This window comes from Tildeniella sp. (assembly GCF_059505325.1).
On record NZ_JCACKI010000022.1, the window covers coordinates 12,177 to 37,929 of the forward strand.

Annotated in this window: 32 protein-coding genes and 1 pseudogene; 7 read left to right on the forward strand and 26 right to left on the reverse strand. The window is 49.1% G+C overall.

Features of this window, described 5'->3' with window-relative positions; all coding sequences use genetic code 11:
- Positions 1 to 16 precede the first annotated feature (16 nt).
- Both AC5JO6_RS09190 and AC5JO6_RS09195 read right to left on the reverse strand, forming a co-directional pair.
- A complete protein-coding gene (locus AC5JO6_RS09190) occupies positions 17 to 1,390 on the reverse strand; it encodes a GH1 family beta-glucosidase (protein ID WP_496080761.1) in 1,374 nt (457 codons plus the stop codon).
- Positions 1,391 to 1,439: 49 nt separating this feature from the next.
- Positions 1,440 to 2,501: a hypothetical protein gene (locus tag AC5JO6_RS09195; protein ID WP_496080762.1), complete on the reverse strand. Its 1,062-nt coding sequence runs from the start codon at positions 2,499 to 2,501 to the stop codon at positions 1,440 to 1,442.
- 178 nt (positions 2,502 to 2,679) lie between these two features.
- Between AC5JO6_RS09195 and AC5JO6_RS09200 the strand changes: the two are divergent.
- Positions 2,680 to 2,929: pseudogene (locus AC5JO6_RS09200) on the forward strand (Uma2 family endonuclease); the annotation flags it as partial.
- Between the two features lie 53 nt (positions 2,930 to 2,982).
- On the opposite strand, the gene dusB reads toward AC5JO6_RS09200, so the two are convergent.
- The 3 genes from dusB to AC5JO6_RS09215 all read right to left on the reverse strand — a co-directional run bounded on the left by dusB (position 2,983) and on the right by AC5JO6_RS09215 (position 4,910).
- On the reverse strand, positions 2,983 to 4,029 hold the full coding sequence (gene dusB, locus AC5JO6_RS09205) for a tRNA dihydrouridine synthase DusB (protein ID WP_496080763.1): 1,047 nt from the start codon (positions 4,027 to 4,029) through the stop codon (positions 2,983 to 2,985).
- 237 nt (positions 4,030 to 4,266) lie between these two features.
- On the reverse strand, positions 4,267 to 4,680 hold the full coding sequence (locus AC5JO6_RS09210; protein ID WP_496080764.1) for a type II toxin-antitoxin system VapC family toxin: 414 nt from the start codon (positions 4,678 to 4,680) through the stop codon (positions 4,267 to 4,269).
- A 17-nt stretch (positions 4,681 to 4,697) separates the two neighbouring features.
- The gene (locus tag AC5JO6_RS09215) at positions 4,698 to 4,910 is read right to left on the reverse strand and encodes a hypothetical protein (protein WP_496080765.1); all 213 of its coding nucleotides are present in this window, start codon (positions 4,908 to 4,910) and stop codon (positions 4,698 to 4,700) included.
- A 92-nt stretch (positions 4,911 to 5,002) separates the two neighbouring features.
- Between AC5JO6_RS09215 and AC5JO6_RS09220 the strand changes: the two genes are divergently transcribed.
- On the forward strand, positions 5,003 to 5,125 hold the full coding sequence (locus AC5JO6_RS09220; protein ID WP_496080766.1) for a hypothetical protein: 123 nt from the start codon (positions 5,003 to 5,005) through the stop codon (positions 5,123 to 5,125).
- Between the two features lie 6 nt (positions 5,126 to 5,131).
- Here the strand turns inward: AC5JO6_RS09220 and AC5JO6_RS09225 are convergent, their stop codons facing one another.
- The 11 genes from AC5JO6_RS09225 to AC5JO6_RS09275 all read right to left on the reverse strand — a co-directional run bounded on the left by AC5JO6_RS09225 (position 5,132) and on the right by AC5JO6_RS09275 (position 10,086).
- The gene (locus AC5JO6_RS09225) at positions 5,132 to 5,320 is read right to left on the reverse strand and encodes a type II toxin-antitoxin system HicA family toxin (protein WP_496080767.1); all 189 of its coding nucleotides are present in this window, start codon (positions 5,318 to 5,320) and stop codon (positions 5,132 to 5,134) included.
- A 2-nt stretch (positions 5,321 to 5,322) separates the two neighbouring features.
- A complete protein-coding gene (locus AC5JO6_RS09230) occupies positions 5,323 to 5,520 on the reverse strand; it encodes a type II toxin-antitoxin system HicB family antitoxin (protein ID WP_496080768.1) in 198 nt (65 codons plus the stop codon).
- Between the two features lie 443 nt (positions 5,521 to 5,963).
- Positions 5,964 to 6,356 (reverse strand): type II toxin-antitoxin system VapC family toxin, encoded by a 393-nt coding sequence (locus AC5JO6_RS09235; RefSeq protein ID WP_496080769.1) that lies wholly within the window; start codon positions 6,354 to 6,356, stop codon positions 5,964 to 5,966.
- Positions 6,353 to 6,604, reverse strand: coding sequence for a hypothetical protein (locus AC5JO6_RS09240; protein WP_496080770.1), 252 nt, complete (start codon positions 6,602 to 6,604; stop codon positions 6,353 to 6,355). The genes AC5JO6_RS09235 and AC5JO6_RS09240 overlap by 4 nt, the downstream gene beginning before the upstream one ends.
- Positions 6,605 to 6,853: 249 nt before the next feature.
- Positions 6,854 to 7,222, reverse strand: a complete 369-nt coding sequence (locus AC5JO6_RS09245; protein WP_496080771.1) for a clan AA aspartic protease — start codon at positions 7,220 to 7,222, stop codon at positions 6,854 to 6,856.
- The gene (locus AC5JO6_RS09250) at positions 7,219 to 7,494 is read right to left on the reverse strand and encodes a hypothetical protein (RefSeq protein ID WP_496080772.1); all 276 of its coding nucleotides are present in this window, start codon (positions 7,492 to 7,494) and stop codon (positions 7,219 to 7,221) included. Before AC5JO6_RS09250 ends, AC5JO6_RS09245 begins: the two co-directional genes overlap by 4 nt.
- Before the next feature lie 237 nt (positions 7,495 to 7,731).
- Positions 7,732 to 8,160, reverse strand: coding sequence for a type II toxin-antitoxin system VapC family toxin (locus AC5JO6_RS09255; protein WP_496080773.1), 429 nt, complete (start codon positions 8,158 to 8,160; stop codon positions 7,732 to 7,734).
- On the reverse strand, positions 8,157 to 8,372 hold the full coding sequence (locus AC5JO6_RS09260; protein ID WP_496080774.1) for a hypothetical protein: 216 nt from the start codon (positions 8,370 to 8,372) through the stop codon (positions 8,157 to 8,159). The genes AC5JO6_RS09255 and AC5JO6_RS09260 overlap by 4 nt, the downstream gene beginning before the upstream one ends.
- 266 nt (positions 8,373 to 8,638) lie before the next feature.
- Positions 8,639 to 8,953: a DUF5615 family PIN-like protein gene (locus tag AC5JO6_RS09265; RefSeq protein WP_496080775.1), complete on the reverse strand. Its 315-nt coding sequence runs from the start codon at positions 8,951 to 8,953 to the stop codon at positions 8,639 to 8,641.
- A gap of 45 nt (positions 8,954 to 8,998) precedes the next feature.
- On the reverse strand, positions 8,999 to 9,382 hold the full coding sequence (locus AC5JO6_RS09270) for a hypothetical protein (protein WP_496080776.1): 384 nt from the start codon (positions 9,380 to 9,382) through the stop codon (positions 8,999 to 9,001).
- Positions 9,383 to 9,624: 242 nt separating this feature from the next.
- Positions 9,625 to 10,086, reverse strand: coding sequence for a hypothetical protein (locus AC5JO6_RS09275; protein WP_496080777.1), 462 nt, complete (start codon positions 10,084 to 10,086; stop codon positions 9,625 to 9,627).
- 928 nt (positions 10,087 to 11,014) lie between these two features.
- Between AC5JO6_RS09275 and AC5JO6_RS09280 the strand changes: the two genes are divergently transcribed.
- From AC5JO6_RS09280 to AC5JO6_RS09290, 3 genes are all read left to right on the forward strand, one after another.
- Complete coding sequence (locus AC5JO6_RS09280; protein ID WP_496080778.1) at positions 11,015 to 11,269, forward strand: DUF4160 domain-containing protein; 255 nt, start codon at positions 11,015 to 11,017, stop codon at positions 11,267 to 11,269.
- Positions 11,232 to 11,501 (forward strand): DUF2442 domain-containing protein, encoded by a 270-nt coding sequence (locus AC5JO6_RS09285; RefSeq protein WP_496080779.1) that lies wholly within the window; start codon positions 11,232 to 11,234, stop codon positions 11,499 to 11,501. Before AC5JO6_RS09280 ends, AC5JO6_RS09285 begins: the two co-directional genes overlap by 38 nt.
- Before the next feature lie 236 nt (positions 11,502 to 11,737).
- Positions 11,738 to 12,100, forward strand: coding sequence for a hypothetical protein (locus AC5JO6_RS09290; RefSeq protein ID WP_496080780.1), 363 nt, complete (start codon positions 11,738 to 11,740; stop codon positions 12,098 to 12,100).
- A gap of 161 nt (positions 12,101 to 12,261) precedes the next feature.
- Here AC5JO6_RS09290 and AC5JO6_RS09295 read toward each other — a convergent pair whose 3' ends face one another.
- Together AC5JO6_RS09295 and AC5JO6_RS09300 are read right to left on the reverse strand one after the other, a co-directional pair.
- Positions 12,262 to 13,590, reverse strand: coding sequence for a glycosyltransferase (locus tag AC5JO6_RS09295; RefSeq protein WP_496080781.1), 1,329 nt, complete (start codon positions 13,588 to 13,590; stop codon positions 12,262 to 12,264).
- Positions 13,591 to 13,824: 234 nt separating this feature from the next.
- Positions 13,825 to 15,258, reverse strand: a complete 1,434-nt coding sequence (locus AC5JO6_RS09300) for a sensor histidine kinase (protein WP_496080782.1) — start codon at positions 15,256 to 15,258, stop codon at positions 13,825 to 13,827.
- A 303-nt stretch (positions 15,259 to 15,561) separates the two neighbouring features.
- On the opposite strand from AC5JO6_RS09300, the gene AC5JO6_RS09305 reads away from it, so the two are divergent.
- On the forward strand, positions 15,562 to 16,239 hold the full coding sequence (locus AC5JO6_RS09305) for a response regulator transcription factor (RefSeq protein WP_496080783.1): 678 nt from the start codon (positions 15,562 to 15,564) through the stop codon (positions 16,237 to 16,239).
- A 22-nt stretch (positions 16,240 to 16,261) separates the two neighbouring features.
- Here AC5JO6_RS09305 and AC5JO6_RS09310 read toward each other — a convergent pair whose 3' ends face one another.
- Positions 16,262 to 17,395 carry a cob(I)yrinic acid a,c-diamide adenosyltransferase gene (locus AC5JO6_RS09310; RefSeq protein WP_496080784.1) on the reverse strand — a complete coding sequence of 378 codons (1,134 nt, stop codon included), beginning with the start codon at positions 17,393 to 17,395 and terminating at the stop codon, positions 16,262 to 16,264.
- Positions 17,396 to 17,897: 502 nt separating this feature from the next.
- Between AC5JO6_RS09310 and AC5JO6_RS09315 the strand changes: the two genes are divergently transcribed.
- A complete protein-coding gene (locus AC5JO6_RS09315; protein ID WP_496080785.1) occupies positions 17,898 to 18,710 on the forward strand; it encodes a C39 family peptidase in 813 nt (270 codons plus the stop codon).
- Between the two features lie 8 nt (positions 18,711 to 18,718).
- On the opposite strand, the gene AC5JO6_RS09320 is transcribed toward AC5JO6_RS09315, so the two are convergent.
- The 7 genes from AC5JO6_RS09320 to AC5JO6_RS09350 all read right to left on the reverse strand — a co-directional run bounded on the left by AC5JO6_RS09320 (position 18,719) and on the right by AC5JO6_RS09350 (position 25,462).
- Positions 18,719 to 19,462, reverse strand: a complete 744-nt coding sequence (locus AC5JO6_RS09320; protein ID WP_496080786.1) for a hypothetical protein — start codon at positions 19,460 to 19,462, stop codon at positions 18,719 to 18,721.
- An 88-nt stretch (positions 19,463 to 19,550) separates the two neighbouring features.
- The gene (locus tag AC5JO6_RS09325; RefSeq protein ID WP_496080787.1) at positions 19,551 to 20,951 is read right to left on the reverse strand and encodes a hypothetical protein; all 1,401 of its coding nucleotides are present in this window, start codon (positions 20,949 to 20,951) and stop codon (positions 19,551 to 19,553) included.
- 481 nt (positions 20,952 to 21,432) lie between these two features.
- Positions 21,433 to 22,263, reverse strand: a complete 831-nt coding sequence (locus AC5JO6_RS09330) for a class I SAM-dependent methyltransferase (RefSeq protein WP_496080788.1) — start codon at positions 22,261 to 22,263, stop codon at positions 21,433 to 21,435.
- 101 nt (positions 22,264 to 22,364) lie between these two features.
- Positions 22,365 to 23,903: a phosphoglucosamine mutase gene (gene glmM, locus AC5JO6_RS09335; RefSeq protein ID WP_496080789.1), complete on the reverse strand. Its 1,539-nt coding sequence runs from the start codon at positions 23,901 to 23,903 to the stop codon at positions 22,365 to 22,367.
- 152 nt (positions 23,904 to 24,055) lie between these two features.
- Positions 24,056 to 24,364, reverse strand: a complete 309-nt coding sequence (locus AC5JO6_RS09340; RefSeq protein WP_496080790.1) for a DUF7734 family protein — start codon at positions 24,362 to 24,364, stop codon at positions 24,056 to 24,058.
- Positions 24,365 to 24,369: 5 nt separating this feature from the next.
- Entirely contained in the window at positions 24,370 to 24,972 is a 603-nt protein-coding gene (locus AC5JO6_RS09345) for a DUF3177 family protein (protein WP_496080791.1), read from the reverse strand.
- A gap of 265 nt (positions 24,973 to 25,237) precedes the next feature.
- Positions 25,238 to 25,462 (reverse strand): Calvin cycle protein CP12, encoded by a 225-nt coding sequence (locus AC5JO6_RS09350; protein ID WP_496080833.1) that lies wholly within the window; start codon positions 25,460 to 25,462, stop codon positions 25,238 to 25,240.
- Positions 25,463 to 25,753 lie beyond the last annotated feature (291 nt).

The window sequence follows — 25,753 nt, forward strand, 5'->3', positions numbered from 1 at the left end:
TCCCCCCTGCCTCCCCTCAAACCACCCGTCTCTGCCGAATGCACTCTGCGTACCAGTGAAAGCTAGCTTTTGGGGTGCGTTGCTGCGTAGCATAGTCGATGTAGGTGATGCCGAAACGGCGATCGTACCCCCACGCCCATTCAAAGTTGTCCAGCAAGCTCCAAACAAAATAGCCATGTAAGGGATAGCCTTCTGCCACGGCGCGATGAGCCGCTTTGAGATACTGTCGCAGATAGGCAATCCGTTCTAAATCGATGACTTCGCCCTGCGCGTTCACCGTATCTTGCGCGGCACAGCCATTTTCAGTGACGAAGAGGGGCAAATCGGGTCTTCCTAACGTTTCACTGACGTGGCGTACGCCCCAATACAGCGCTTCTGGCAGCATCCAGAGCCAGGGCATGTTGAGGCGAGGATAGCTGTCACGAAAGTCAAGCAGTTCGTAACCGCTAGGATTGTCGGCTGCTTTTACGTAAGTGCCTGTGTAGATATTTAGCCCCAACGCATCCAGGGGTTGATGGATCGTTGCTAAATCGCCTGCCCGAATGTCTGGTGCATCGCGTCCCAGTTGCTCTAGCAAAGCTGGACTGTAAGCACCCGTCAGCACTGGGTACAGAATGCCACCGTTTGCCCAACAGGTCGGAAACGCTTTTTGTGCCGCTGTGATGTGGTCTGTTGATTCGACGATCGGCACCGTCACGGCAGGATTATCCACCAGGGCGATCGAACATGGAACAGGCGAGGCGGCTCGAATTGCCTGACAGCCCAAACCATGCGCCAAAATTGCGTGATGACAGGTTTGCCAAACCTCTTTGCTGGTTTTGACCCGCGTACCGGGAGCATGGGGCGGATCAGCATGCACCGCATAGCCTAGATGGGTAAAGCACGAAATTTCGTTGATCGTCATCCAGTTTGTGATGCGATCGCCCAGCCGACTCACCACTGCCGTCACGTAATCCGCATAGTCCTGCGCCATTTCCCGACTGCGCCAGGAGCCGTAGCGATCCTCCAGCGCCTGGGGACTATCCCAATGAAACAAAGTGGCGTGAGGGGTAATATCATGCTCGCGCAAACAGTCCACCAGTCGTCTATAGAAATCCACACCCGCTTCGTTGACAGCTCCCCGTCCATCGGGCAGAATGCGCGTCCAGGCAATGCTAAAGCGATAATGTTTGATGCCCAACGCTGCCATCAACTTTATGTCGCTCTCGTAACGGTGGTAGTGATCGCAGGCGACGGCACCCGTATCTCCATTCAACGTGCGTCCCGGTCTAGCGCTAAAGGTATCCCACACGCTCGGCTTGCGCCCATCTTCTTTTACCGCCCCTTCAATTTGATAGGAGGCGGTGGCGGCTCCCCAAAGGAAGTTTTCAGGAAACTGGTAGCTGATCATCGATTCGCCTGAACGCTGCTTAAGTTACTCTAACCACTCACAGCTAGTTCTACATAGCTCTAATATCCTGAATAATTTGACTGCAAACATCAAAAAACTGTGTCAATCTAGCCTCCTCAGCTAACTGGGACAGGTGGATATTTGCAGAGTACTCAGTAACGTTGCCTCCAAGCCCACGAAACTGTTCCTGAGTTCTGCTCAAGTTCATCTGTGAATAGGAAGTTTCAATCACTCCAACAGTCCACAATCTAAAGATTGAATGGTCTTTACCATTATGATGAAGCTTTGGAATCAGAGTTCCAGATCTTGCACCTGTTCCCCACTTGATTTTTCCAACTTCACGTTGCGCCCAAGCAAGTATCGCTCTACCAGTCTTAATCTCATCAAGACTGCAGCTCATCTCCAGTTCAGTAAAGAATAAATCTTCATCCCATCGCTTAGTTTCACGCAAAACAGAAGATCCCCCCCGCGCTATCGTTTGACCAATTAATCTAGGAACAAGCGTTCTAAGTTCTTGACCAAGGTATTGCTTAATCTCAACTGCTAACACCTCGGCTGGACTCATCTGTACATTTAAGAACTCAACAATGCTTTGAAGTTCTACAGGGATTTTATCTGCTACAAAAACCATCCGGATTTTGCCTGTTTTGAGGTTGGTTTCAACTTTCTCCCAAAACTGTCCTGGCTCACCATCTTCTCCCAGAAATTCACCCATTTTTTGCGCTGGGTCAATCTTTTGGCTTTGACAGTTTTTCTCAAACTGTGTGCAGAGCGATTCAACAGACCAATAAACAATACTATTGGCTGCATAGTCGAGCATCTGACCAACTACTGCTCTCCGAATCTCAGTATTACTACTACGCTTAACTTCCACTAAAGTTGGAATACCATCTTGATCAAGAAATAAGTGATCGATTGACCAACGATCAACTCCCATCTCACGAGAAATGAGGAGCCAGCGTCTTGGCTCAACGCTATTCATCTGTTCGCCTGCCAGAAGATCTGGATACTTAGCAAGCAATTCTTGCAGCAAATCCTCTGACTCGTAGGGCGACTCCCTCATTTGAACGAGTTGATTGTCGTTCTGAACTAGATAAATGCCGCTACTCATTGAAATGACCTTGCATACATCTGGCTTAGAGTGCCCATGACGAAAGGTAGTCACACACAGTAACGTATTCACGGACTCAGGCATTCGCATCGCTGGGGTGTGAATGCGATAGTGGAGAGAACATTCAGCACATCTGATTCCATATGTTGGAATGGTTAGTCATGTCCGGCGCAACAGTCGTTATCAGCCAATGAACCCGAACGATCGCAGGCACTATCCGATCGCACCATTAGGCGTTGAGCGCGGCATCTGGCAGGGACGCTATCAGAATATCGAATTGCCCTGGCTCCGCTGGTGGAATGCTGAGGGGTCAGCTCTTGCTAACGGGCGATGAACGGGCAGACCTGGAACAGCAAGAAGTGTTACGAGAACGGCAGCATACAGAACAAGAGCGACAAAAGCGACAGCAGCTTGTGGAAAAACTCTAATCGCTTACCCCTGAACAACTTAATGCGCTTGGTATTGACCCCAGTCTGCTGGATTAAGCGATCGCCAACTCCACTTGTTCCACGTCTACCTCTTGCATAAGTCGCCCGATCGCCCGATCAATGAGATCCAAGCCTTGCTGCACGTTCTCGATCGTGCTCAACTGTCCCCGCAGATCAGCCGCTCCAGCAAACCCTTTGGCATACCAGGTCATGTGTTTGCGTGCCTGACGCACTCCGCGATCGCCCTTGTATTCCCACAGCATGTACAAATGCTCACGCGCACATTGGAGGCGATCGATAGCACTTGGCGTTGGTTTCAAGATGCCAGTCTTCAGAAACTGATCGACTTCACCCACCAAAAACGGATAGCCCATCGTCCCACGCGAACACATCACGCCATCGGCTCCGGTTTGCTCCAGGCAATTCACCGCCGCTTCTACAGAGAAAATATCGCCATTGGCAATCACGGGAATCGATAGGATCTCTTTCACCTTCGCAATCCATTCCCACTTGGCGTTGCCGTTGTAGCCCTGCGATCGCGTCCGTCCATGCACCGTAATCATCTGTGCGCCTGCATCTTCCATCCGTTTGGCAAAATCCAAGATCGTGATTTCCTGATCTGTCCAGCCAATGCGAGTTTTGACGGTGACAGGCACATCCACGGCTTTGGTAACGGAACGGACGATCGCCTCTGCTGTCTCTGGATCGCGCAACAGTGAAGAACCACCTCCATTTTTGGTAATCTTGTTCACCGGACAGCCCATGTTAATATCCACGGTGTCAGCTCCTTCTGCCACCGCCATTTGCGCCGCTTCTGCCAGAAAGTCAGGACGGCAATCAAACAACTGAATGCTGATGGGGCGCTCGTTAGGGTCGACCTCCATAATGATGGGCAGTTCCTTCACGTAATGCAGCCCCGTTGCGTTCACCATCTCGGTATACATCATCGACTCTGGCGCATGACGACGCACCAACCGTCGAAACACGAGATCGGTTACGCCTGAGAGGGGCGACTGCAACACACGACTGTTCACCTCAAAGTGTCCAATCCTTAGTGGCGTAGAAAGACGTTCTTTGAGGGTAGGAGAAAGGGAGAGCATCGAACCAACGAACCCAATAGATCACTAATCTCATCTTATCGCTGCTGCGTTGGCAAAAACGGCTGTACGTCTTATGCCAGTGTTCAGACGCTTCAAAAGCTAACTGAGACAAAGCATCAGCGATTGCAAGGTTGAGCAACGGCTGCTGCGATCGCCCATCCTATTCAAATGTCTGCATCAGTGCGATCGTGCAGATTGAGTGTAAATCTAAGCGCGATCGTTTAATTGTACTACTGATCAATCTTCGATTCGTAGTTCTACGATTTGCCTAAAATCTGACACATTGCGGGTGAGCAGAGTTGCGTTATTGGTGAGAGCGATCGCGGCAATCTTTAGATCCATATTTCCTAGACGCGGATACGTTTTTCGTAAGCGTTGATGCTCTAGAGCGGCTGTATGGTGAAAAGGGGCAATGACAATGGTTTGATAGTCCGCTGCAAGTTTCTGTAATCCTTGATAAGCAATAACTTGTTCATCCAGGGTTTTTGTCTTGGATAAAACAGCTAGCCGCCCTCTGACTTGCTCCTCGTAGGTAATCACAGTTACCACAACTTCAAGCTCTTCAATCGTTACGAGACGTGACAAGATTTGCTTTCCTTCTTGTCCGTTCCGTTGAATAAGGCTGAGATGATCGGTATCAAGAATGTACATTATGGAGTTTCAAGGATCTACTCAGCAGACTTACGCCATTCTTGTCCGAGGCGAACGGCTTCATCAAAGGTCGGATCGGTTTCAAAACTACCCGCAACTTCTGACCACCAGGGCGCTTTTTTCTGAAGGAACCCAGATAGCAGTTGCTTCATTTGCGCTAACTCTCCCTCCAAGGCTTCGACCCGCGCTTCAAGCTGTTGCGATCGTTCTTCAAGCTGCTGGGATGTCATGGGAATTTCAGGTGGGTTCAAGTTCTGAAAGCATTATAGCAAGCCACTAGAATTGGTAGCCAGCTTGAGTTTCATAGTATTAACGCTGAACCATGATGAGCTGGACGATCGCTCTCTCACTTGAAGATAAGAGCGATCGCCCATCCTATTCAAATGTCTGCATCAGTGCGATCGTACAAACTGAGTGCAAATTTAAGCGCGATCGTCTGTCGTGACAACCATTACTTAGATTCTGGTAAATCAAGCTGTTTGCGAATTAGGCGACACAAGCTGTTCTTGATCTCTGTATGGCGTGGCACTGGAGCTTTCTTGCCATTGGCTAGATTTTGATACACATCATGTTTTGCACCGTGACGATGTAATACACATCCTGCACGTTCCAATTCACGAATAAACTCCTGGCGCTTCATACTTAAAGAACTAATTCTTTAGTCTTAGCGTCTGCGGGAGCAGATTCTTCGTCTGCATTCATGAGTTGATAAGCATCGCGGATGTTGTCTTCTAGTTCGTCCAGCGTTTGACCCTGGCTAAATACACCAGGAACGCCTCTAAGACGACCGACAAGCCAGCCCTCATCATGCCAATATTCCAATACAAAAGACTGTGACATTTCTATCCTCCATCTTTTTGTCTTTTTGCTATGATCAATACCCTTAGAGGAAAGCAGTGCCACCACTAGAGGGCAATCTCAGTATAAACGTTTAGTTTACGGGAGGGCGATCGAGATTTGCTCGAAAGTCTTTTCACAAATAAGACGTATGAGCGATCGCATTGCCCACTAATAACGATAGCAAAACCAGCAACCCTGCAATAACCGCGATCGGTCTCACTGAAAGACAAAACACGAGCGCTCATCCTATTCAAAAATGCCTGCATCAGTGCGATCGTAGAGATTGAATGCAAATCTAGGTACGTTTGCTTTGCGGCAATGCATTTTACAAGATCGGCGATCGTACTTGAGCAATGTGATTAGCGATCGCTGAAGCAATGAAGGTGAGCAACCAAGCAGTTGTTTCGTTTCTCAACCTAACCTACAAGCTTGGCGATCGTACTTTATGGCTGAGAATCGACGTATGAATACTCTCGAATTTTCCTATCCACTGTTACAATTGGGCAATTGTGAACTCTGGCTGTTGCAACGATGATTTGATCAGCAGGATCTCGATGAAAAGATCCTGGTAGCTGAGTTGCTTCTATGCAAATTTTCGGCGTTAACTCTAGAAAATTTACACCTGGATAACTTAAAGCTTCGTTTAACCATTCATCTACAGAACTGGGTAAGGTCAACCGACCATATTCGACTAATTTGGCGACTTCCCAGCAAGAAATTGCACTGATTCCTAACCCCTGTGATTCTTGTTGTTGAATGTACTCATAGTACTCACGAGTAAGCTTGCTATCTCCATGCACCCACCAGAGCCAAATGTGAGTATCGAGTACAATCATCGTGTAACTTCCCAGTCATCTTGCGCCACAGGTTCGGTCGGATCAGTGTACTGAATTGTGGTTCCACGAAGAGGATAGTGGTTTTGTCCAGAGTCTCTTCGCGATCGAGACAAAATAATGACCTCAACTTGTTCGCCAGAATGAAACGGTAGATTTTCCAGGGTCAGCGTTTTATCCTGAGAAATAATTGTTTCAATACGATGTGCCAGCATAGTTGGGAATCCTACTAAGACTGTTAACTCTTTCATAGTATTCTACGAGCCAACGGACGGGCACTGCTCACCCTATTGCGATTCTAGGTTTTCGGTAGTTGAGTAGCAGTTTATCGAGAATGCCCAATAAGGGTGCGTTTGCTTTGCAGCAATGCATTCTACAAAATCTCCTAACCTCTCAAGGTTTGTTTCGATCGTATCTCACAAAGAGAGGGCTTACGCAAGCTCGGAGGGTTTAACCAAGCATGAAACATCGTGCCCAATCTTACGAGATCGGCGATCGTACTACGCGATCGGCAGAATTGCCACACTGCCACCTTCATAGGCTTGTATCCTGAGTTCAAACCCTTCCAGTAAAGCCATTCCTACTAAAGGTGCCGTATCAGAGGCATTGATCTCAATCGCCCGAAGCTGACCGTTCCAGATAACTGTTCCACGATAGACATCAAAGGTTCTGCGACTCCCATCACCCAGAAACCCTTCCTGCTGTGTAAACCAAGTCAACGCTAGAGCCGCAATTATGGTTGGCGGCAGCGTCAAGCTTCCCGTAAAGCCCGTGTCCATGACGGCGCGAATCCCTTGCTGCTTTTGCTGATCACCAATAATCGCAAGCTGCACAATTGCCTCCCGATTCTGCACAAAACCAAAAATCATTGTGCTTCTACTGGAGCATGAAAGCCCAAACGATGAACCGGACCAGTGCCAATCCGAACGCACCAAGGTTGAGCATCGGGAAGGCGTTGGAAAAGCCGATCGGCTGCACTCAAGCTATCATCGCCAATCTCAAATTCACCTGTCTCGATATCGATCGCCACAATCTTGTTCCGATAGTTTTGCTCAACCTGAAGCCGGATTTTGGCTTCATAGAGCGCATTGCCCCGTTGGGTAAATTCTTCTTTACTATATCGGGGTTGTCGAATTGTCATAGAACCTGACCTTGTTGCAGCATTGCTCTTTCATTTTACCCTGAGTGATCAAGGTGGTAATTGCTGAAGCAACGGAGGTGAGCAAACAAGCAGTTGTTGGGTTTCGTTTCTCAACCCAACCTACAAGATCAGCGATCGTACTAAAAGAAGAGTTCATTTAGACTGCACAATAAAATGGTGCGTTTGCTACAAAGCAACGCACCCTACGAGATCGGCGATCGTACTTCTACTGGTGCTTCAAACCGTCCAATCTTCGATCAATAACCCTGATACTTTACCAAAGTCTTGATGATTACGGGTTAACAAAATCAATCCACGAGATAGCGCAATTGCTGCGATCCGCGCATCCATCTTTGCTAGTTGCATTCGCTGTGACTGTAATTGATCAAATGTCGTAGCTGCACTTGCATCGAATGAGATGAGGGGCAACACTTTAAAGTCGGTGACGAGCCGCGTCATCATCGCATATCCTTTCACTACGTCAATCAGGTTACGAGCACGATTAATGTAAGCGTGGCTGCCAAGCATCTGTTCGTGAAAAGTCACAGTTGATACAGCAAAATCTGATAACGGGTAATGAGCCATGCGCGTCGAAAGGTTGCTGAAATCCCTCCCTGCTTGACGCTGAAGCATGCTTAGATGGTCTGTATCCAGCAAATATTTCATCGCTCGTCTTGCGCTTCGAGGAAAGACTCATCCCCTTGTCGAATCGCTTGTCCGTAAGCAAGAACCTCCTCAAAGGCAGGTTCATCTTTAAAAGAGCCTGTAATTTGTTGGAGCCAATTCGTCGGTTGAGGAGTCGCAATCTGCTTCTGCAACTCAGAGATCGCTGCTTCTACTGCTGCAAGTCGTTCCTCTAAAGAAAGATTGGTTGCCATTTGAGGTTCCCCTAGTTAATCCTTTCTGATCGAAGGATAACGAGTCAGAGAGGGTTTGACAATCTTTCAGAATTGTACTGTTACCAGTACAAAGGCGTTGATAAGAAAGGGGCGCTTTTCTCTAACGCGATCGATTGCTGTGCGTAAGGTGTGACGATCGCACTGACAAAATCAGCGATCTCTGAAGCAACTGAGGTGAGCAACCAAGCAGTTGTTGAGTTTCGTTGCTCAACCCACCCTACAAGATCAGCGATCGTATTAACAAATCAATAATTCCATTGATTGAGAACAACAAACCGATTCTGAAGTGCATATCCTGCTGATTCTAGATTTGCGATCGCTTTTACAATCTCTTTATAACTCATGTTTTTAGCTGGATCAGAATCTTGGTAAACTGCCAAAACTCCTGAATGTATTGAGTTAAGCTGATGCAGTTCCTGAAAGTCATCGCAGTTGCGTGTGAGTAGCACTCGCTCATCTTGTCTGGCGAAATCTAGTACAACTGAGTCTGGACGACTCATCAAATCTATTGCATTGACTGTAACTACATCGTGCCCTGCTGCCTGAAGAAGATTAACCAAATACTTTGCTTGAGAATCTACCCTTCGGGAAGCCCTATGGCTACGTCAAGCAACATTCGTAGACTCAATCGAAACTCCTTTTACTTCTAACCGATAGCGCTCTTCATCCGCCTCTAGTTTCAAGATTTCTTGGTGACTCTCACAGTATTGAATTACTTCATCAATAGCAAACAACGGTAAATTCCAGTTTTCGGCTGCTTGCTCTGGCGACAACTGATTCGTTACCATGTCTTGCCAAACAGTCGAAGCAAGCAATTTATGACCTTTAACGTAAAGTTGTTTACGCCAAGCATGAGGACGGGACACTAAATACTGCCAGTCCTCAAACTGTGGTGGATTTTGCAGTGATTGAATAACAGCACTAATGAGAGCAAGGCGATCGCTTACAGAAAGTTGGTATGCTTTTTCCTTAAGCTCTTGCAAAGACATGTAAAAATGCTCCAACAAAGACTAATGCCTTAATTTTAGTTCAAATGCTTATTGATCTACTGAGAGATGTATTAAGTAGGTAGCCTTAATTCTTTGGAGGATGGGTAAAGCCGTTTCGGCATACCAGGAAAGTGGCAGCGTAATCTATGCTGAAGCAACAGAGGTGAGCAAACAAGAAGTTGTTGGGTTTCTGTTTCTCAACCCAACCTACAAGATCAGCGATCGTACTGCCAAGACAACAATTAAATCTTACTTTTTCTACCACAACTTGGACAAGTGAAGAATGAGGATTGAAACATTAACCAGCCTTCTTGTGAAACACGATTTTTCATACAGCTTCCACAAATGTTGGAACTACAGCAATTTGTTTTATATAAATTTCGTGTTGATAAACATCGAGAGCACTTAGGTGCATCAAGCCATTCAGTGCCTTTACCAATTAACCAGTCGTTCACTTTGCCTGATCCAAGAGAACCTCCCGATCCAGCATTAGCTGAAGCAATTACTAAATATACAATAGCCGCTAAGACGACTAGAGCAATTACAAAGCCAGGATTTCGGTTGAAAAAATTCTCGGTAGCTTTCTCTCCAATCTCCCTAACAGCCTGATTTCCAAGAATAAAAATAAAATTTATCTGCACTGTTATGACTCCTTGAAGTACATCTTCTTGAAACATCACTTCTTTAGCGACCGTACCGAGCACAGTAAACTGAAACACCAGCGTGACTAGCAGTAGGAACTGATATGACCCCACCTCTTACTGCATAGTTCTGATACTGTCTTGCTAATGGGCAGTAACGTGGATCGTTTATAGCTATTTGATCCATTTGATTCAAAGCTTCCAAGACTTGAGTAAGATAAAACATTTGGTTACCTGCTGCTGCTGCACTGGGCATACCGTTTCGTCGCAAAGAGTCATTCATCTGTTTAGTTGCGCTCCCATAACCGTATACCGACGTTTGGAGTTGCGTGTTTAACATCTGGATATACCTAGCATCTTGAGCGTAAGCAGACCTTGAGCTAGCCAGCACGGTAACCGATACAGCACTAATTAGCAAAACTTTAGCTAGAGTCATAAATAGCAACCTATCTTAGGTTAAAGCCTCACAGTCTAAAATCCCGATGAAGATAATGAGACTGGGGCTTGATTGCATATTAACTCTTTCGAAGGAATAAGACTAAAAATTTTAGATTGTTTTTTGGTGCAGCGGGATTTTAGCTAGTTTCATACTTTCAAGACTTACGCATGTTGACCAAAACCTCCGAGGTTTAAGCCAGTAGGTTGATCACGATGCTTGATTCTTGGTTAAAACCTCCGAGGTTTGCGTAAGTCCTAACCCCTTTAATGGCTACAAGCCCGATCGCCCCTTCCAACAACTAAACCGAGCGATCGCAACCTAAAAATCTCCGAACGTGTACCCATTTCTCGATCTTCGATAAGCATTTGTTGCTTTTGGGCTTACGTTTCTTGAATTTGTATAAGTATTGCTTAATTTAAGTTAGCGTTTCTTGCTTTCAGGTTTGCGTTCTTTCGTTTCAGGTCTGTATTTCTTGATGTTGGGTATGCGATCGTCGATTTTCAGAGACTACAGGCTGCTGCTAGAGTAAAAGGCTTGAGTATAATTCTGGGTATGCCTACAGTTTTGCGAGTCGGTTCCTACCGCTTCTACTTTTACAGCCACGAGCCAAACGAACCACCCCACGTCCACATTGACCGCGATCGCTCAACAGCTAAGTTTTGGTTAGAAGCCGTTAGCTTGGCAAGCAGTATTGGCTTCAGTGCAAAAGAACTACGAACAGTGCGGACTCTAGTGCAAGAGAACCAGGAGCTTTTATGGGAGGCTTGGTATGGGTATTTCGGCAATTCGAGCGGACGAGAGAGTTAAAGATGTTCACTTGACAGAGGAAACCATCAGCGTTGATTTGATGGATGGGCGCATCATTACAGTGCCGTTGGTCTGGTATCCAAGACTGCTCAACGCTACGCCTGAGCAACGAGCCAACTGGGAAGTATGCGGTGGTGGCTACGGCATTCACTGGGAGGCGATCGATGAGGATCTCAGCACCGAAGGAATGCTAAGAGGCGCACCCGCTCCCAAAGCTTCACTTTTGACTTGACAGAGCATTGCCTACTAGATTGATTTCCAACTTAAGGATCTCGTTACGTATCACTTGCTTTTGGGTATGCGTTAGCCAGTTCCAACGACTAAAAAGCGATCGATCAATAGATTCACGGAGGCAGTAGAGCTGCAAGCGGTCAAAAATCCGTAATTCTTCTAGCGATGAATATGTTTGCTATGGTTTGCTGGTGGGCACTCTGGACGTTATCCACCTAACCCTTATGAGGTTCATCTATGGCACGTTTAAAGCGCAGTTCAGCCAGTGTCGATAAAGCCGAGCGTCGGATTGCAGGCTTAAAATCCATTAATCCAGCGCTGGATTTAGGCAAGGGGCTAACCGTTGAGGCATTCACGGAGTTGATTGAAACCACTCGCCGACGAGTTGCTGACTACAACACCACGCTGTCACTGTTGGATGCAGACCGTGCCGCGATGCTGGAAGCCGAAAAGACCTTAATGGCATGGTCGGAGAAAATGCTGCTGGGCGTTGCCTTTGAGTATGGCAAAGATAGCGCTGAATATGAAATGGCAGGCGGTGTGCGCAAGAGCCAGCGGAAGCGACCCGCTCGCAAGACAGGCGAGAAAGTTGCCAGTTGAACCGATCGCCCGCACGGTTAAACGAGAGCGATCGCATAGACTAATCGCGATCGCTCCTGGCAACAAAACCTTTTGGTGCAGACCACTTCAGCTACAACAATGATTAAGCGGCTGCTATGACTTGCTTTTGCTTGACGGTTGGTTTAGGGGTGCGATCGTACTCAACAGGGTGAGGGCGGCTTTGGACGAAACTGGCGATCGGTTTTCGGTATGAGATCTTCAAGCACACTGAGCGGAGCCGTAACCCAGGCAGAAGAATCTAACTGGATGCCAATTGGGATGCCGACTGCAAGGCTGGCTGCGCTGGCTAGAGCAATCTGCATCAGGTGTGTCATGCGGTCAGCAAAGGTCTGTTCAAACGTATGCGAACGAGCAAACGCTAGAGAACGCAACGCCATGACTTTGAGTGCGGCGCGATCGACATTCAGTTTGGCAATTTGTTGCGCCAGCAATTTCGGTTGATTCATTGGCACTACCCATCCCGTTTTAGACTGACGCTCAACGCCAACAAAGGCTTCATTGGTGTAACCCAAAATCGGTACACCACAAGCCAGCGTTTCCAAATAGGTACAGGATGGATCGCCCTGACGATGGCAACAGATAAACAAGTCAATGTTGTGCTTGATGAAGGGCACAAGCTCTTGCTGAAAGTCCAACACGCCCATCAGCTTGACACAATCGCTCAGTCCACCGCTGATAATCCGCCGTTGCATTGAGTTTTTAAGGTTGCCATCACCACAGATAAAGAGTTGAAAGGGCACTCCTAGCCGTTTGAGTTCTGCCGCCACATCAATGAGATGATCAGCCCCTTTTTCAGCCACTAAGCGCCCTGAAAACGCGAGTCGCAGAGGCATTTTCTCGTTGATTAGCGTCTGGCACCGCTGCTCTACCTCTTGATCACTGGCTACTATGTCGGCGGTTGTCCGCGTATCAAAGAATAGCAAAGGGTTTGGGTTGATATCACGATAGGCGGCATAGGTGGGTGTACCATTACACTGCACACCCTCAGCAAGGGCGATCGCCTGCTGCCGTTCGCGTTCTTGGTTCGTTTCCCAGCGGCTGCGCCACCAGCGTAAAAGCGGGTTACGTGTTTGAGCAGCAATAATCTGTTTCCGAGTCTTTAAGCTGTACTCAGTGACGTAGACACAGGGAACGCCCACCGAGCGGCACAGTTGACTAATGTGGTTTTGTTGATAGTCAGCCGACGCTAAAACCACTGCTGCCTGACTGAGCGCTTCTGCCGAGAGTGTGTCATACGAAACCACTTCAATTTCAAACGGCAAATCTTCAGCACGAAAGGCTTTTTGATCCAGAACAGCATAGGTTTCTGATGGCGGAGCCACTTGCATTAACGCCTTAACCGAACCAGACCAGAGTTCTACGTACTTCACCATGCCATCCACAAACTTTTGCGGTAGCAGAAACGCTCCGTCGGGCGAAAGCTCTAGCTGAAGCACAGGCAGAATGAAAAGTTTGAGGTTTTCGTACATATTTTTTGTACACAGATTTTGTACATAGATGCATCAGCTTGGAGATGCGTTTGCCGACGGGCAGCAAACGTTTGGCACGCAACTGCACCAGACCCATGCCACCCGCCTGAGTTTACACAAAGTTACATCATTGAACGGCAGAAATTGGAAAGGATTTCGGGGGGATTTCGGGGGGATTATGATCTGAAGCGTTGAGCCACAACGTCTGGCAGCGATCGTTGCCCTGTTTGCACCTCAGCGATCGTCGCTTTGTGGCACTCTGACTGTAAAAGTGGTTCCCATCCCAACCCCGCTCTCAACCGCAATGTGTCCCTGGTGTAAATCCAAGCATTTTTTCACCACGGCTAACCCTAACCCTGTTCCTGTCGCTTTTTGAGCATTCTTACCCCGAACAAAAGGGTTGTACAGTGCCGCTAGATCGTCCTTGTCCATCCCCATGCCTTCATCTTTAACTTGAAACGTGATCGCCTCTGCTGCTGCAATGAGCGTGAAATTGACCACGCTGGATGGTGGTGAATACTTTATGGCATTAGAGAGTAAGTTGCTGAGAACGGAGTAGATCAAGCGTTCATCCATCCAGGCATGAGTGCGATCGCCCCGTCGTGAAAATTTGATGACATGCTGAGAGTCATCGGACAGATCAAACTCTTCGATCAGGTTAAGGCAAAACGTTTGAATCTCTACCTGACTGGGGTTGTACTCTAGCTTCCCTGCATCTGCCCGTGCCAGCGTGAGCACGTCATTCAAGAGCTGAGTCATTAGCTTTGCAGACGCTTGAATGCGATACAGATTCTTCAGCTTGACTGGCTCGACCAGAGGCTTGAGTGTTTCTTCTAGTAGCTGAGCTGAGCCGAGAATATGACTGAGAGGAGTCCGAAACTCGTGAGAAACCATCGAGAAAAACTGAAGTTTGAGTTCGCTAAGGGTTGTCACCTGTGCCAAAGAGTACTGCCGAGCTTCTGCCTGTTGACGTTTCCTCTTTTGATACCAGGCTAAGACATAAATACTTAGAAGCAGTATGAATGTCGAAAGTGTGCCAATTAGCTCAAGCAACATTCTGTTTTCAAAACCAGTCTGAAAATACTCAGCCTGACTCTTCAAAAAATCTTCCTCGTCAACTCGCAAAACGTCAATCATTTGACGAATATCGTTTTGATTTTGCCTTACTTGAGCCACCAGTTCTTTCTGGACAGCAGCATCTGGTCGGTTACTCTGGCGTTGTTCAATTAACTGTTGAAACGACGCTTCTCGTTGACGAAGCAGAAAGCTTAGAGTGTTTAACCATTCCTGTTCTTGAGCAGTATGATTACGCGATCGCTCTAGCTTAGCTACTTGTGGTATCAGGGCTTGAATAGTTGTTTCGTATTCCTTTAACTCGCTTAGACTGCTAAGCAGTAGATTGTCTGTTCGTCTAAATTCTGTACTGGCAAGGGCGATCGATACACTGGAGAGAATTTGAAGCACCTCGTTACTTCGATGTAGCTGAGTTGCATTGTGCGTTAATCGATTCGCGTTCCGATAGGAGGCAGCACTAATCGTAGCCGCCAGTATTAATGCCAAACAAAATGCCACTGGAATCCATTTCCAGCGGAGCGCCATTTTCACTCGCCATACGAATTGTTCTGCCCGTTTGAGAAACGCTCTGAGGCTTTTCAATAACCGTTTCATAAGCACTAAGAACGATAAGTTTTGAGTCGTACAGCCATTGCCCAGAACACCTCAAGCACAGGTTGATCATTCATTGCTTACTGTAATTTATTTGCCAAGCAAAACAGGACTCATTGTTTGTAAAATGGTTGGCTAGGGGTCTCTGCGTCAAGCGACCTGCTGAGTTATCCTTACATCCAGTTTGATTGCACCATTGACTCACCTATCTCTAGTGCTACAAAGCTCACAAGCAATAGCGTCAAGCGTTGGTCGGGAGAACGATCGCCTGTATCACTGTACTTTTATTCTGAAAACGAAACGTTAATGCGTATTTTAGTGGTTGAGGATGATCTTCAAATTGCCGATTTGCTGACGGAGGCACTCACCAATCGCCAATATACGGTCGATACTGCACAAGATGGTGCGATCGGGTGGGATTGGCTGGAAACGCTAGAGTATGACCTGGTGGTGCTTGATCTCACGCTCCCAAAGCTAAGCGGTATCGAACTGTGTCAAAAGTTGCGCGACCACAACATCTCGACTCCTGTTCTGATGCTAACTGCCCGCGATACAGTTTCAGATAAAATTGTTGGACTCGACGCAGGAGCAGATGCCTACATCGTCAAGCCCTTCGACCTTGAGGAATTGATGGCGCAAATTCGGGCACTGCTACGACGCGGCAGTGCGACGATGAAACCAAAGCTGTATTGGGGCAGCCTCTGCCTCGATCCCAGCACTTACGATGTGACTTACAGTGAACAACCTTTGTCTTTAACGCCTAAGGAGTATGCGCTGTTGGAACTGCTGGTCACCAATGGACGACGTGTGCTCAGTAGACCCGGCATTATCGATCGGCTCTGGTCGCTTGACGAATCCCCAACCGAAGAAGCCGTTAAGACTCACATCAGAACGCTGCGGCACAAGCTTCGTGCTGCGGGTACGCCGGGTGATTTAATTGAAACGGTGCATGGTTTGGGCTACCGGATGAGGCAAGTAGAGTAGTTGTCCTATGCGTCAGCCCTAACTAAAAATCGACACCGCGTTTGAGATCGATGCCTTTCTCAGCGTAGTGTTTGTGGCAAATCATTTCAGAGTGAATGCTGGCAAGGTCGAAGTAGGCAGGCGGGTTTTTGCAGCGTCCGGTGATGATCACCTCAGTGTCACGCGGTTTGCGAAGCAGCGCCTGGACGATCGGCTCCTCTGGCAGGAGTTCTAAATCCACCGTGGGGTTGAGTTCATCCAAAATGATGGTTTTGTATAAGCCAGAAGCGATCGCCGCTCTGGCAATTTCCCACCCGCGCTCAGCTTCAACGTAATCGAGTTCTTGCTGCTGTCCCCGCCACACGATCGCATCGCGTCCACAGCGCTGGTGATCGACAAGGCTAGGGTAGCTCTGATTGAGGGCGGCGATCGCGGCATCTTCGGTATAGCCACTGCCTCCCTTGAGCCACTGCATAATCAACACGCGATGCGATTTGTCTTGACTGATGCCTTTGCCGATCGCCTGCAATGCCTTGCCCAGCGCACTGGTTGATTTCCCTTTACCTGACCCGGTGTAAATCTCAATGCCAGCAATGCCCTGTTCTTTGGCACCCGCATGGTAATGGGGTCGCATTTCTGAATGCAGGTCAGCCACGTCCAGCAACGGTTGTGGCGCACCTCGTCCGGTCGCAATGATTTCCATGTGATTGGGTTTGCGCTTGAGCGTGCTCACGACCTCATCTACGGGCAGCAAGCCCAAATCTAGAACAGGATTGAGTTCATCGAGTACGACGACTGAGTATAAACCTGATGCGATCGCGCCCTTGGCAACATCCCATCCGCGCTGTGCTTCCAGTTGATCAAAGCGGGTAATGTCGTCTAAACCAAAAAATTCAGCTCTTCCGGTACGCACTTGATCGATCAGGTGCGGAAAGCCACGCTGTAGGGCTTCGATCGCCCCATCTTCGTCATACGTCCGCCCAGGACCCTTGAGAAAGCGCAGCAGCAGCACACGGGTTTGTAGATCAGAGTGAATGCCTAAACCAATGGAACGTAGCACAACACCGAGAGCTGCCTGAGACTTTCCCTTCCCGGCTCCATCGTAAACATGAATTTGTCCTGTGAGACGCTCGGAGCGCATATTTGCCGTCCGAATCCCAATGCCTGCGCGTGTCATAGGTTTCACCGCTTGCTGTAGCTTCATCTTAATCGAACTCAACCCATCTTAGTGCGTCCGATTGTGAGTTTACGCTATATGTAGCGTTCTGGGGAACAGAAGGGAGGAGGCAGAGGGCAGAAGGCAGAGGGCAGAAGCTGAAAGCTGAGCGCTGAAAGCTGAAAGCTGAACGCTGAACGCTGAACGCCGAAAGCTGAGCGCTGAAAGCTACGATCGGGGACGATTTTGCCGTTACCTTTACTGGGGCTGTATGATGAGGCAGCACACAGTTTAGCTGCTGTAGAGGAACCGATCGCTATGCGGTCGATCGCTATCCGTTAGATGGCTATCCGTTAGATGGCTATAGGTGGCACTCGGCTGGCGTATATAGATGGATTTGTGGAAAGGCTCACTGTGGATAGGTATATCAATGTGTAGCCTGTCGTGTAGCCTGTAAGATGACCACTGATGTAGCTTGTGTTGATCGTTCGATGCTTTCATTTCGCTTCAGGGGGCGTTGTTTATGAGACTTAAAGTCGTTCAAAGTACCATATTTAAGCAATCACCGGGCGACTCCTCAAAACTACCTGCAAAAGATAAAGTGACGGTTGCAGCGGATAAAGTATTTGAGCTTAGCTCCTGGAAATTTGTTGAAAATGACCATCTCAAAGTCGCACTCCTGGGCGCTTTTTTAGGCGACCCACCCAGAAACACCTGGTTTGTCTACGGCTATCATGTGCAGCTCATCGATAGCCAGGGCAAAGTGGTTTACAGCAAGCCGATGCCTGCCCCATCGCCACCGCCCGGTGCCCTTCCGGCAAGTAAAAATCTCAGTATTGCTTACAAAAGTCAGCTTGATAATGCGGTCAATCCGACTGGAGCCTGCAATGTCACCAGTTTCTCAATGGTGATGGCATACTTCCGCATCAAGCAGCGTACCAGTGCTGTCCAGTTTGAAGACGAACTGTACCGCTACATGGATGGGAGTGGATTGAGCCGTCATGAACCCGATGATCTGGCGAAAATGGCGAAAGCTTACGGCATGCAGGATAATTTGACGCTACGGGGAAGTCTGGCTGACATTCGCAAGGCGATCGCCGAAGGTCGTCCTTGCATTGTCCACGGCTATTTCACTAGCTTTGGTCACATTGTGGTGATTCGCGGGTATAACAAGAGCGGTTTCTACGTCAACGATCCTTACGGCGAGTGGACGGCTTCTGGTTATCTCACCGATCGCTCTGGGCAAAATCTTTTTTACTCCAACAGCCTCATTCAAAGCAAGTGCAGCCCCGAAGGGTCTGACTATATCTGGCTGCACCGTCTTGCCAAGGGTTAAATGGGCAGTCAACGGGCTGGTTTGGCGATCGGCAGTTGTAAGCCTGTTACCAGCTTAGTTAAGGATGGTTCAAAGCGCTGGAAGTCTTCGAGCGTCTTAAACTTACCTGTTTCAGACGTGGCATCAGACGCAGTGGTGATGATATACAACATGGCACCATCAAACGCCACATAGCCCACACGCTTTTCATGAATGCTGCTGTCCTGCTTGACACCTGCAAAGCCGTAGCGCAGTCCCGTGAGTTTGCCGATCGTGGCACGGGTCGGCGGTTGAGCGGTGAACGTGATTTTGTTGCCGTATGCAGACTTGCGATCGTCTTTAAAGACGGCGTAGTAATCTGCTACCCACGCTTTAAGCGCTGTTTCAACCTGGCTGCGATACTTCGGATCGGCGTATGCTTTGGCTGGAATGCCCGCCTCCGTCAGTTTTTTTCTTAAATCTGCTCGACTGCTAATGAGATACGTCCCCAACTCAACGTTGCCAACGAATGCACCCTGATGGTACACACAGAGTAGAGGAGCTTTGCTGTTGCAGGGCGCAATACGCCACGGCTCAGGCAGTTTAGCGGTTCCCAAAACACGCGTCCAGATGTTGACGGCGCGAAGATTGGCAGGTTTAGCTAGATCGGGTTTAGCTAGATCGGGTTTAGCTGGATCGGGTTTAGCTAGATCGGCTGCGATCGCAGAGGGCACTATAAGCTGACCACCAAGCATTGCTGTAAACGTAACAGCGATCGCCATCCAACCAAGCATTCGCGGGCTTCCAAACGGCAAGCTCATCATAACCAGTGATTCAATTAAGGAGGTCTGCATCCAGATCATACGTCGGTCTTGAGCGCAATCAGGAGCATTCCTTGCTGCACGCAAGCCCGCGCATGGCAACTTTGCGGCTTTCAAAGACCTCTAGAATGCCGTTGGTGATGGTATCCACAACAGCGCGATCGCACGTTGCCAAAAATGCTTCTGCCGTCAGCGTCCCCTTAAAAAATGACTTGGCATGGACTAACAGGCGACGAGACTCTGAGAACCCGACCGATTTGATCAGATACGTCGCTACGGGTGAATTTTTGATGTCGTAGGAAGACGATTGACCGCGTCCTTTTTCTACCAGGCTCAGCACGTCTTCCTCAATGTCGGTCTCAGGGGCAACGGTCATTGATCGCTGGGGCAAAAAATTCTCTAGTTGTGCCACCGATCGCCCATGCGATGACAGTTCGCCCATCATAGTTGCCAGCGGAATATCCTGTCCCAATCGTTGCGACAGTGCCTCGATCACGGCGATCGACAGTAGTTTGCTGCCGAGATAGAGCCGAGCCACCTCTAGATTGCGCTGCGTACGTGCAATGAGCTGCTGATAAACCTCTACAGACGGCTCCGATTGAAACCGCTGAAAGACCAGTTCGGGCTTCAGGAAGTACATAAAGCCTTCCATCTTTTGCAGCGAAACCCGGTAACCACTGACCGTATACGAGTTAGCGTTGGTCAAATCGTGATTCGTTTCGGGCAGCAGGTTCCAGGTGTTGTCGAGAAAGTCAGCCGCAGAGGGATAGGCAAAATTTTCGATATCCCGATTTGCCAGCCGCACCGATCGCCGCACAATCTGGCATACTTCCTCGTCTCGCCAGCCAAAGCCCATTGTGAGGTTGGTTTGCTGCAACCGCGTGTAGAGGCGATCGCTCGGACTCAAGCCCGACTCAGAATCGCTACGAAACGGAATGGTTGCCTCAATACAGGCAGCAATCTGGGCGATTTGCTCCGCTGCAAGCAATTGTTCTAGAGACTTGGCAGCAATGACCGCGCTGAGAAATTCATTCTGCCCAGCCGCTGGCTTCAGCACTTCTTCTGGTGCAAAACCAAATAACTGCGCCACCATTGCAAACATGGGATCATCGGGTAGCTCAGTGCGATCGCGAATGACCAACTGCCCTGTGATCTCCTTCACAAACGCCGAAATATAGCCACTGATGTTGACGCTCACACCCTGATCGACCTGGACGTACACCAGATCGTGAAACAATGCCGCTAATACTTCGATCGCATCGCCTGACTCGCCGACCTCAAAAATATGCTCAGGCGTGTGAAAAAAGCGCCACGGTCCGGTCATTGTTTGAATCACCAGTTCGGCTGTTTTGCCCAACCGACTGGGATCAGCATCACCCCCTAACTGCTCAACTGCCCAAAGTAGCTTCGCCAAGCAGCGTGCTTGATCCTGTTCTGATTCCCAATCCCGTTCAAGCGCCATAGGGGTTTCTCCACTTGGATTGAGTACGATGCACGAGGTTTTTGCATGGTATCAGGAACGTCTGTGTGATAGAGCAATTCTTGATGCCGTTAACAAAGTTCCACATTGACGGTGGGCAACCACAACGACTGGTAATGAACGACTGTTAATAAAAGGTTTTTAGCAATCAGCCTTCAGTCGATCGATCGCCTTTAGCTTGGCTCATTTCTACCCCATCTGCCATCTGTATAAGGGTAAGAGTGCCCCAGGCGCTGAGCGAATGCGCATCAGTGTTGATTAATCTCAGTGTGCGATCGAAATAGCCTTAGCAACTTAAGTCGCGGCTAGACGAACTCTAGCGTAGCCATGACCGAAGGGCTATAAACTGCCTCCGCAGGTTTCAAAACCGTTTCGTTTCCGTAGTCCGTGTCGGCGAACTCGGTGCTGTAGTCGCAGTTTTAACCGCCAGACGCTGCAAACAACCTCTCCCTCGCCTGCCTGCTCAAGCAATGACGCACAGATAGTAAAGCCACAAATCCACATTAGCAATCAGCTCACGTTCACCCGTGATGTTTAAGCCACTTTGCCATCCATAGACTTCAACAGTACCAAAGTTCGCTTTGAGTTGATTGAGCTGTTCTTGCGGTCTGACGTAATAGGTTCGCAAACGAAAGTGATGGGATTCATCCTTCACCACGATATGTGCGGCAGCAGCCAACTGTTTAGAGGTGATAGAGCGATTGAAGGAACGTAGCAACGCTACCATCACCAAATTAACGTACATCTTAAACGGGTTAATGCTAAGCTGCTTTCTCACCGCAAAGGCTTGTTCAAACCCCTGAAGATTATGGCTTGAAAAGCAGAAATAGCCACCAGGTTTGCCCACTCGATTAATTTCTGCAAAAACCTTGAGCCGATCGACGTGAGAAACATAGTCAATACCATTAAAGCTAAACAAAATAAAATCAAACGAATCGTCTTGAAAGCGGCTTAGATCTCGCGCATCGCAGACTTCAAATAGCGCTGTTTGAGCAGAGTCTGCGAAGCGTTTTTGACAGGCAGCAATCATCGCAGCCGAGTAATCGATGCCGATATAGTCTGCAACGATCGCAGCAAAGTGCTTTGTTGTCCGTCCGCCACCCACCCCAATGTCGAGCATTTTCATGCCGGGTAAGCGATCGTGAAGACGATCAAGGACAGTCTTTTCGGCAGGCTGTAGCATACCTAACTGCGCATAATGTTGCACAATGCGAGAAGCCGCATACGCGTTCTGATTGCGATCGTCAGCCATGCAAACATTGCCCAAAGGATGGATTCGCGGCGAGAGTTCCATCACAGGCATGGAAAATTTAATCTAAAAGAAACCGGGCTTCTGGGTGTCACCTGATGCTTGACAGCATGGACTCATAGAGAAACCCGGTTTCTGCATCGGCTCTATGCGACGACGAGGTGTTGCTGCACTACTGACACGATCGCCTCCGTCCAGTGAGTTACCAAATCGGCAGTGGCAGCTTCGACCATGACGCGAATGAGCGGTTCGGTGCCAGAAGCGCGGACGAGAACCCGTCCCTGGTTGCCCATTGCGGCTTCTGCTTGCGCGATCGCCTGCTGGAGTGGTTCGCAGTTTTGCCAATTGAGCCGTCGATCGCGATCGTCTACCCGCACGTTTTGTAACCGTTGCGGATAAGTTTGAAAGCTTTGATCAACCAGTGCAGCCAACGAGCCGCCCGATTGCTGAACCAGTGCAGCCAGATGGAGCGCGGTCAACAGTCCATCACCACTCACGCCGTAGTGGCTACAGAGAATGTGCCCCGACTGTTCGCCACCCAACACAGAGCCATGTTGCAACATTTCAGCGTGGACATATTGATCGCCGACAGCCGCGCGAATGAGCTTGCCGCCCTGCTTTTCCCAGGCACGCTCAAAACCTAAATTGGACATGACGGTAGCGACGATCGTATCGCCCGGTAGCTGCTGTGCCTGTCGTAGGGCTTGTCCCCAAAGGTAAAGGATGTAATCGCCATCCACTACACGACCGTTCGCATCCACTGCCAGCACGCGATCGGCATCCCCATCAAAGGCAAACCCCAGATCGGCATCATGCGCCTGAACCGCAGCTTGCAATGCCGCCATGTGCGTCGAGCCACAGTTGACGTTGATGCGATCGCCATCCGGTTGGTCGTGGAGACAAATAACCGTTGCGCCAAGTGACTCGAAGGCTTGTGGGGCTAACTGTGCAGCAGCTCCCCAAGCCAGATCCAACACGACTCGCAGACTTTGCAGTGGTAAACCTTTTGCCTGTAGCGGTTGCTGAATGGCTGCGAGATAGTCGTTGATTAATTCTGGGCGGTAGTAATGCTGCCCACAGCCAGTGCCGTTTAGTCCTACGGTGCTCATGCCTCGCAAAGCGGACTCGATTTGTGCTTGCAATGCCAGCGACAGCTTACTGCCATTCGCGCCAAAAAACTTGATGCCGTTGTCTTCTGGCGGATTGTGGCTGGCAGAAACCATCACGCCCCCGATCGCGCCTGACGTACTGGTTAGATGAGCCACAGTAGGCGTAGGACATAGCCCCAGATTCCAAACATCCACACCAGCCGCATTCAAACCTGCTGAAAGCGCCATCGTCAGCATATTGCCGGAGTTGCGCGAGTCTTGCCCAATGATCACGGGCGCAGCGCTAGTAGACTGCGATCGTAAGATATGTCCCGCCCAAAACCCAATTTGCAGTGCCAGCGGAGCGGTCAGCAGTTCCCCAACGCGCCCACGAATGCCATCTGTACCAAATAAACGACTTTCTGGGAGGTTCAGTCCTCCCCAGCCAGAGCCAGCGATTGCTGGATTAGCGCTGATGTCAGTTATAGGCGGTGATTGGGCAAGCGGCGATCGTGCTAATTCAGGCGTGGACGACTGCTGCAACGGTGCGAGACCGAGACTATCGGGCGCTTGCACCTTCACTGGAGATTGAACCATACATTAAATAACCCCACACAACACACTCAATGTGGAGGATAACATTTTCTTTAGAAATCCGATTGTTACCACACCAATAAAGTAAGCGTCTACTCACTGCAACAATCAACGTCGGTTCAGCGTCTGGAGGGAGACATTTAGCCCTGGGTTAGCTAGACATCCAGCGCTTCGAGCAGTGGTTGCATCGCTGCCCAGGTGATCCCTTGCTGGATGTAGCGAGGACTGCTGGGATCATAAGGGCTTTGTAAGCGATCGATGGACTGAATGACCGCGTGACCAGGCAATACAGGCAAATCGGGATCAAAGGCAGTCGATCGCACCAGTGAGCTAGAAAAGCCTCGGAAGATTGCTACCTGATCGCGTTCACCCTCTAGATCAACGGTGACGAGTAGAACCTCCTGAGGGCGCTTTTCGGTGTAGCGTTCTAAGCGCTGTCCGGGCGCGTTTACCGAGTCAACCATTGCGTCTACTGCCCTGTTGCCGATCGTCCCTGCCTACCCAAACGCACCATCACAAAATAGCCTAGATACACTACATAGATAGCAAGACCAACCAGCGCTAAAAAGCCTAAGAAAAAGGGTTTTGTTGTAGCGTGAAATGCCTCTCTAAACGCCCAGGGTGGGTCAAGCCAGAGACGGCAAAGAGGCTCTTTCAGCAAGGCATCCGTCCCCATGAGGGCACAGCGCAAAATGGGAACTTGGGCGATCGCGCCAAGACCGCAATAAAGTGAGACTGCCCAGCGCCAAGAAACGAAGCTGAGTTTCAACCGACTAGGAGGCTGTTCTGTGATTTCTTCATTTAAATCTGCCCAGAACCAGAGGGCAACCGGAATCAAGATTCGCGCTATCCAGCCAGCAATAAACCCAACTGGCAGCGCTCCGATCAGTAGATATACGGCGATCGCCAGCAAGCTCGAAACGCGCCAATAGATGATTAGCAGACGCTGCACCGCATCGGCTTTGGCGATCAGAGTCCAGCCCAGCAAGATGAGCGGCATGAGAACGGTGAACAGGATTGCCAGTCGATAATCTGTCCAGACGAGCGATGGCAACCAGGAAGGGAGCGTCATAACGATAGGGCTGACAGGAAACAAACTTTCTACTAGGACTTCCGCAAACCTCAGAAGCTTGAACAAGGATTGAGCATCGCCGACATTGACTGCGCTCAATCCTCGGAGGTTTTAGTCAAAATGCGTCAGTTCTGTCTACATTAAACATCAAAATTGACGAGTAGCTAAAATGCCCGGTGGGCGTTGAAGCTACTCGTCAACCTGTTCATCCTACAGGCTCAAAAGTTGTAGGAGATTGCGGTTTGGTGCTTGCAGTCAGCGGGCATTAGTCTTCGTAGATGCGACATTCAGCCGCTTCAGGATTATCGTCGCAGTAGACTTCGAGGGAGTTTTTCTTGGGTTTAGCTTGCCGTTGGTGAGCTGCCTCCGATTGCAGTTCTTCGACGGCATCCCAGGCTGCGGCACACTCAGGGGAGGTGCTGCCATTGACATCACAAGCGGCACGGGCTTGCTGCAACTCATCTTGGATTTTTTCTTGAATATCGCTCATGGATTGTTCGCTACTAATCATTCTTATCGAGTATGGGTTAAGCGCTGGTACATTACTGATTCGTAAGTTACCGCTGCTTCCCCGAACATCAGCACTTTGCCGATCGCCCGATCGATGTACGCTTACATCCATCGCTTTAGTCATCTCTGTTTGGGTGAGGCAGAGAGCGATCGCACTCCAGTGGAAGGTTGCCTAATCGTTGACGATTGTCGCTACCTCAATGGAAAGAGGACGACGGACAGCATTCCACCTTTACTTATCGTAACGCTAACACTACTCTACCAGATCCGT

Bases quoted from the DNA above. Each gene is read 5' to 3' on its own strand.
- AC5JO6_RS09305 (WP_496080783.1), top strand. From the start codon at position 15,562: ATGCGTATTTTAGTGGTTGAGGATGATCTTCAAATTGCCGATTTGCTG.
- AC5JO6_RS09240 (WP_496080770.1), bottom strand. From the start codon at position 6,604: ATGAAAGAGTTAACAGTCTTAGTAGGATTCCCAACTATGCTGGCACAT.
- AC5JO6_RS09215 (WP_496080765.1), bottom strand. From the start codon at position 4,910: ATGACATCCCAGCAGCTTGAAGAACGATCGCAACAGCTTGAAGCGCGG.
- AC5JO6_RS09325 (WP_496080787.1), bottom strand. From the start codon at position 20,951: ATGGCGCTTGAACGGGATTGGGAATCAGAACAGGATCAAGCACGCTGC.
- AC5JO6_RS09220 (WP_496080766.1), top strand. From the start codon at position 5,003: ATGATGAGCTGGACGATCGCTCTCTCACTTGAAGATAAGAGCGATCGC.
- AC5JO6_RS09330 (WP_496080788.1), bottom strand. From the start codon at position 22,263: ATGGAACTCTCGCCGCGAATCCATCCTTTGGGCAATGTTTGCATGGCT.
- AC5JO6_RS09210 (WP_496080764.1), bottom strand. From the start codon at position 4,680: ATGTACATTCTTGATACCGATCATCTCAGCCTTATTCAACGGAACGGA.
- AC5JO6_RS09300 (WP_496080782.1), bottom strand. From the start codon at position 15,258: ATGAAACGGTTATTGAAAAGCCTCAGAGCGTTTCTCAAACGGGCAGAA.
- AC5JO6_RS09315 (WP_496080785.1), top strand. From the start codon at position 17,898: ATGAGACTTAAAGTCGTTCAAAGTACCATATTTAAGCAATCACCGGGC.
- AC5JO6_RS09255 (WP_496080773.1), bottom strand. From the start codon at position 8,160: ATGAAATATTTGCTGGATACAGACCATCTAAGCATGCTTCAGCGTCAA.
- AC5JO6_RS09225 (WP_496080767.1), bottom strand. From the start codon at position 5,320: ATGAAGCGCCAGGAGTTTATTCGTGAATTGGAACGTGCAGGATGTGTA.
- AC5JO6_RS09340 (WP_496080790.1), bottom strand. From the start codon at position 24,364: ATGGTTGACTCGGTAAACGCGCCCGGACAGCGCTTAGAACGCTACACC.
- AC5JO6_RS09195 (WP_496080762.1), bottom strand. From the start codon at position 2,501: ATGAGTAGCGGCATTTATCTAGTTCAGAACGACAATCAACTCGTTCAA.
- AC5JO6_RS09290 (WP_496080780.1), top strand. From the start codon at position 11,738: ATGGCACGTTTAAAGCGCAGTTCAGCCAGTGTCGATAAAGCCGAGCGT.
- AC5JO6_RS09350 (WP_496080833.1), bottom strand. From the start codon at position 25,462: ATGAGCGATATTCAAGAAAAAATCCAAGATGAGTTGCAGCAAGCCCGT.
- glmM (WP_496080789.1), bottom strand. From the start codon at position 23,903: ATGGTTCAATCTCCAGTGAAGGTGCAAGCGCCCGATAGTCTCGGTCTC.
- AC5JO6_RS09260 (WP_496080774.1), bottom strand. From the start codon at position 8,372: ATGGCAACCAATCTTTCTTTAGAGGAACGACTTGCAGCAGTAGAAGCA.
- AC5JO6_RS09320 (WP_496080786.1), bottom strand. From the start codon at position 19,462: ATGCTTGGTTGGATGGCGATCGCTGTTACGTTTACAGCAATGCTTGGT.
- AC5JO6_RS09280 (WP_496080778.1), top strand. From the start codon at position 11,015: ATGCCTACAGTTTTGCGAGTCGGTTCCTACCGCTTCTACTTTTACAGC.
- AC5JO6_RS09230 (WP_496080768.1), bottom strand. From the start codon at position 5,520: ATGTCACAGTCTTTTGTATTGGAATATTGGCATGATGAGGGCTGGCTT.
- AC5JO6_RS09310 (WP_496080784.1), bottom strand. From the start codon at position 17,395: ATGACACGCGCAGGCATTGGGATTCGGACGGCAAATATGCGCTCCGAG.
- dusB (WP_496080763.1), bottom strand. From the start codon at position 4,029: ATGCTCTCCCTTTCTCCTACCCTCAAAGAACGTCTTTCTACGCCACTA.
- AC5JO6_RS09190 (WP_496080761.1), bottom strand. From the start codon at position 1,390: ATGATCAGCTACCAGTTTCCTGAAAACTTCCTTTGGGGAGCCGCCACC.
- AC5JO6_RS09245 (WP_496080771.1), bottom strand. From the start codon at position 7,222: ATGATTTTTGGTTTTGTGCAGAATCGGGAGGCAATTGTGCAGCTTGCG.
- AC5JO6_RS09345 (WP_496080791.1), bottom strand. From the start codon at position 24,972: ATGACGCTCCCTTCCTGGTTGCCATCGCTCGTCTGGACAGATTATCGA.
- AC5JO6_RS09235 (WP_496080769.1), bottom strand. From the start codon at position 6,356: ATGATTGTACTCGATACTCACATTTGGCTCTGGTGGGTGCATGGAGAT.
- AC5JO6_RS09250 (WP_496080772.1), bottom strand. From the start codon at position 7,494: ATGACAATTCGACAACCCCGATATAGTAAAGAAGAATTTACCCAACGG.
- AC5JO6_RS09285 (WP_496080779.1), top strand. From the start codon at position 11,232: ATGGGTATTTCGGCAATTCGAGCGGACGAGAGAGTTAAAGATGTTCAC.
- AC5JO6_RS09295 (WP_496080781.1), bottom strand. From the start codon at position 13,590: ATGTACGAAAACCTCAAACTTTTCATTCTGCCTGTGCTTCAGCTAGAG.
- AC5JO6_RS09270 (WP_496080776.1), bottom strand. From the start codon at position 9,382: ATGTCTTTGCAAGAGCTTAAGGAAAAAGCATACCAACTTTCTGTAAGC.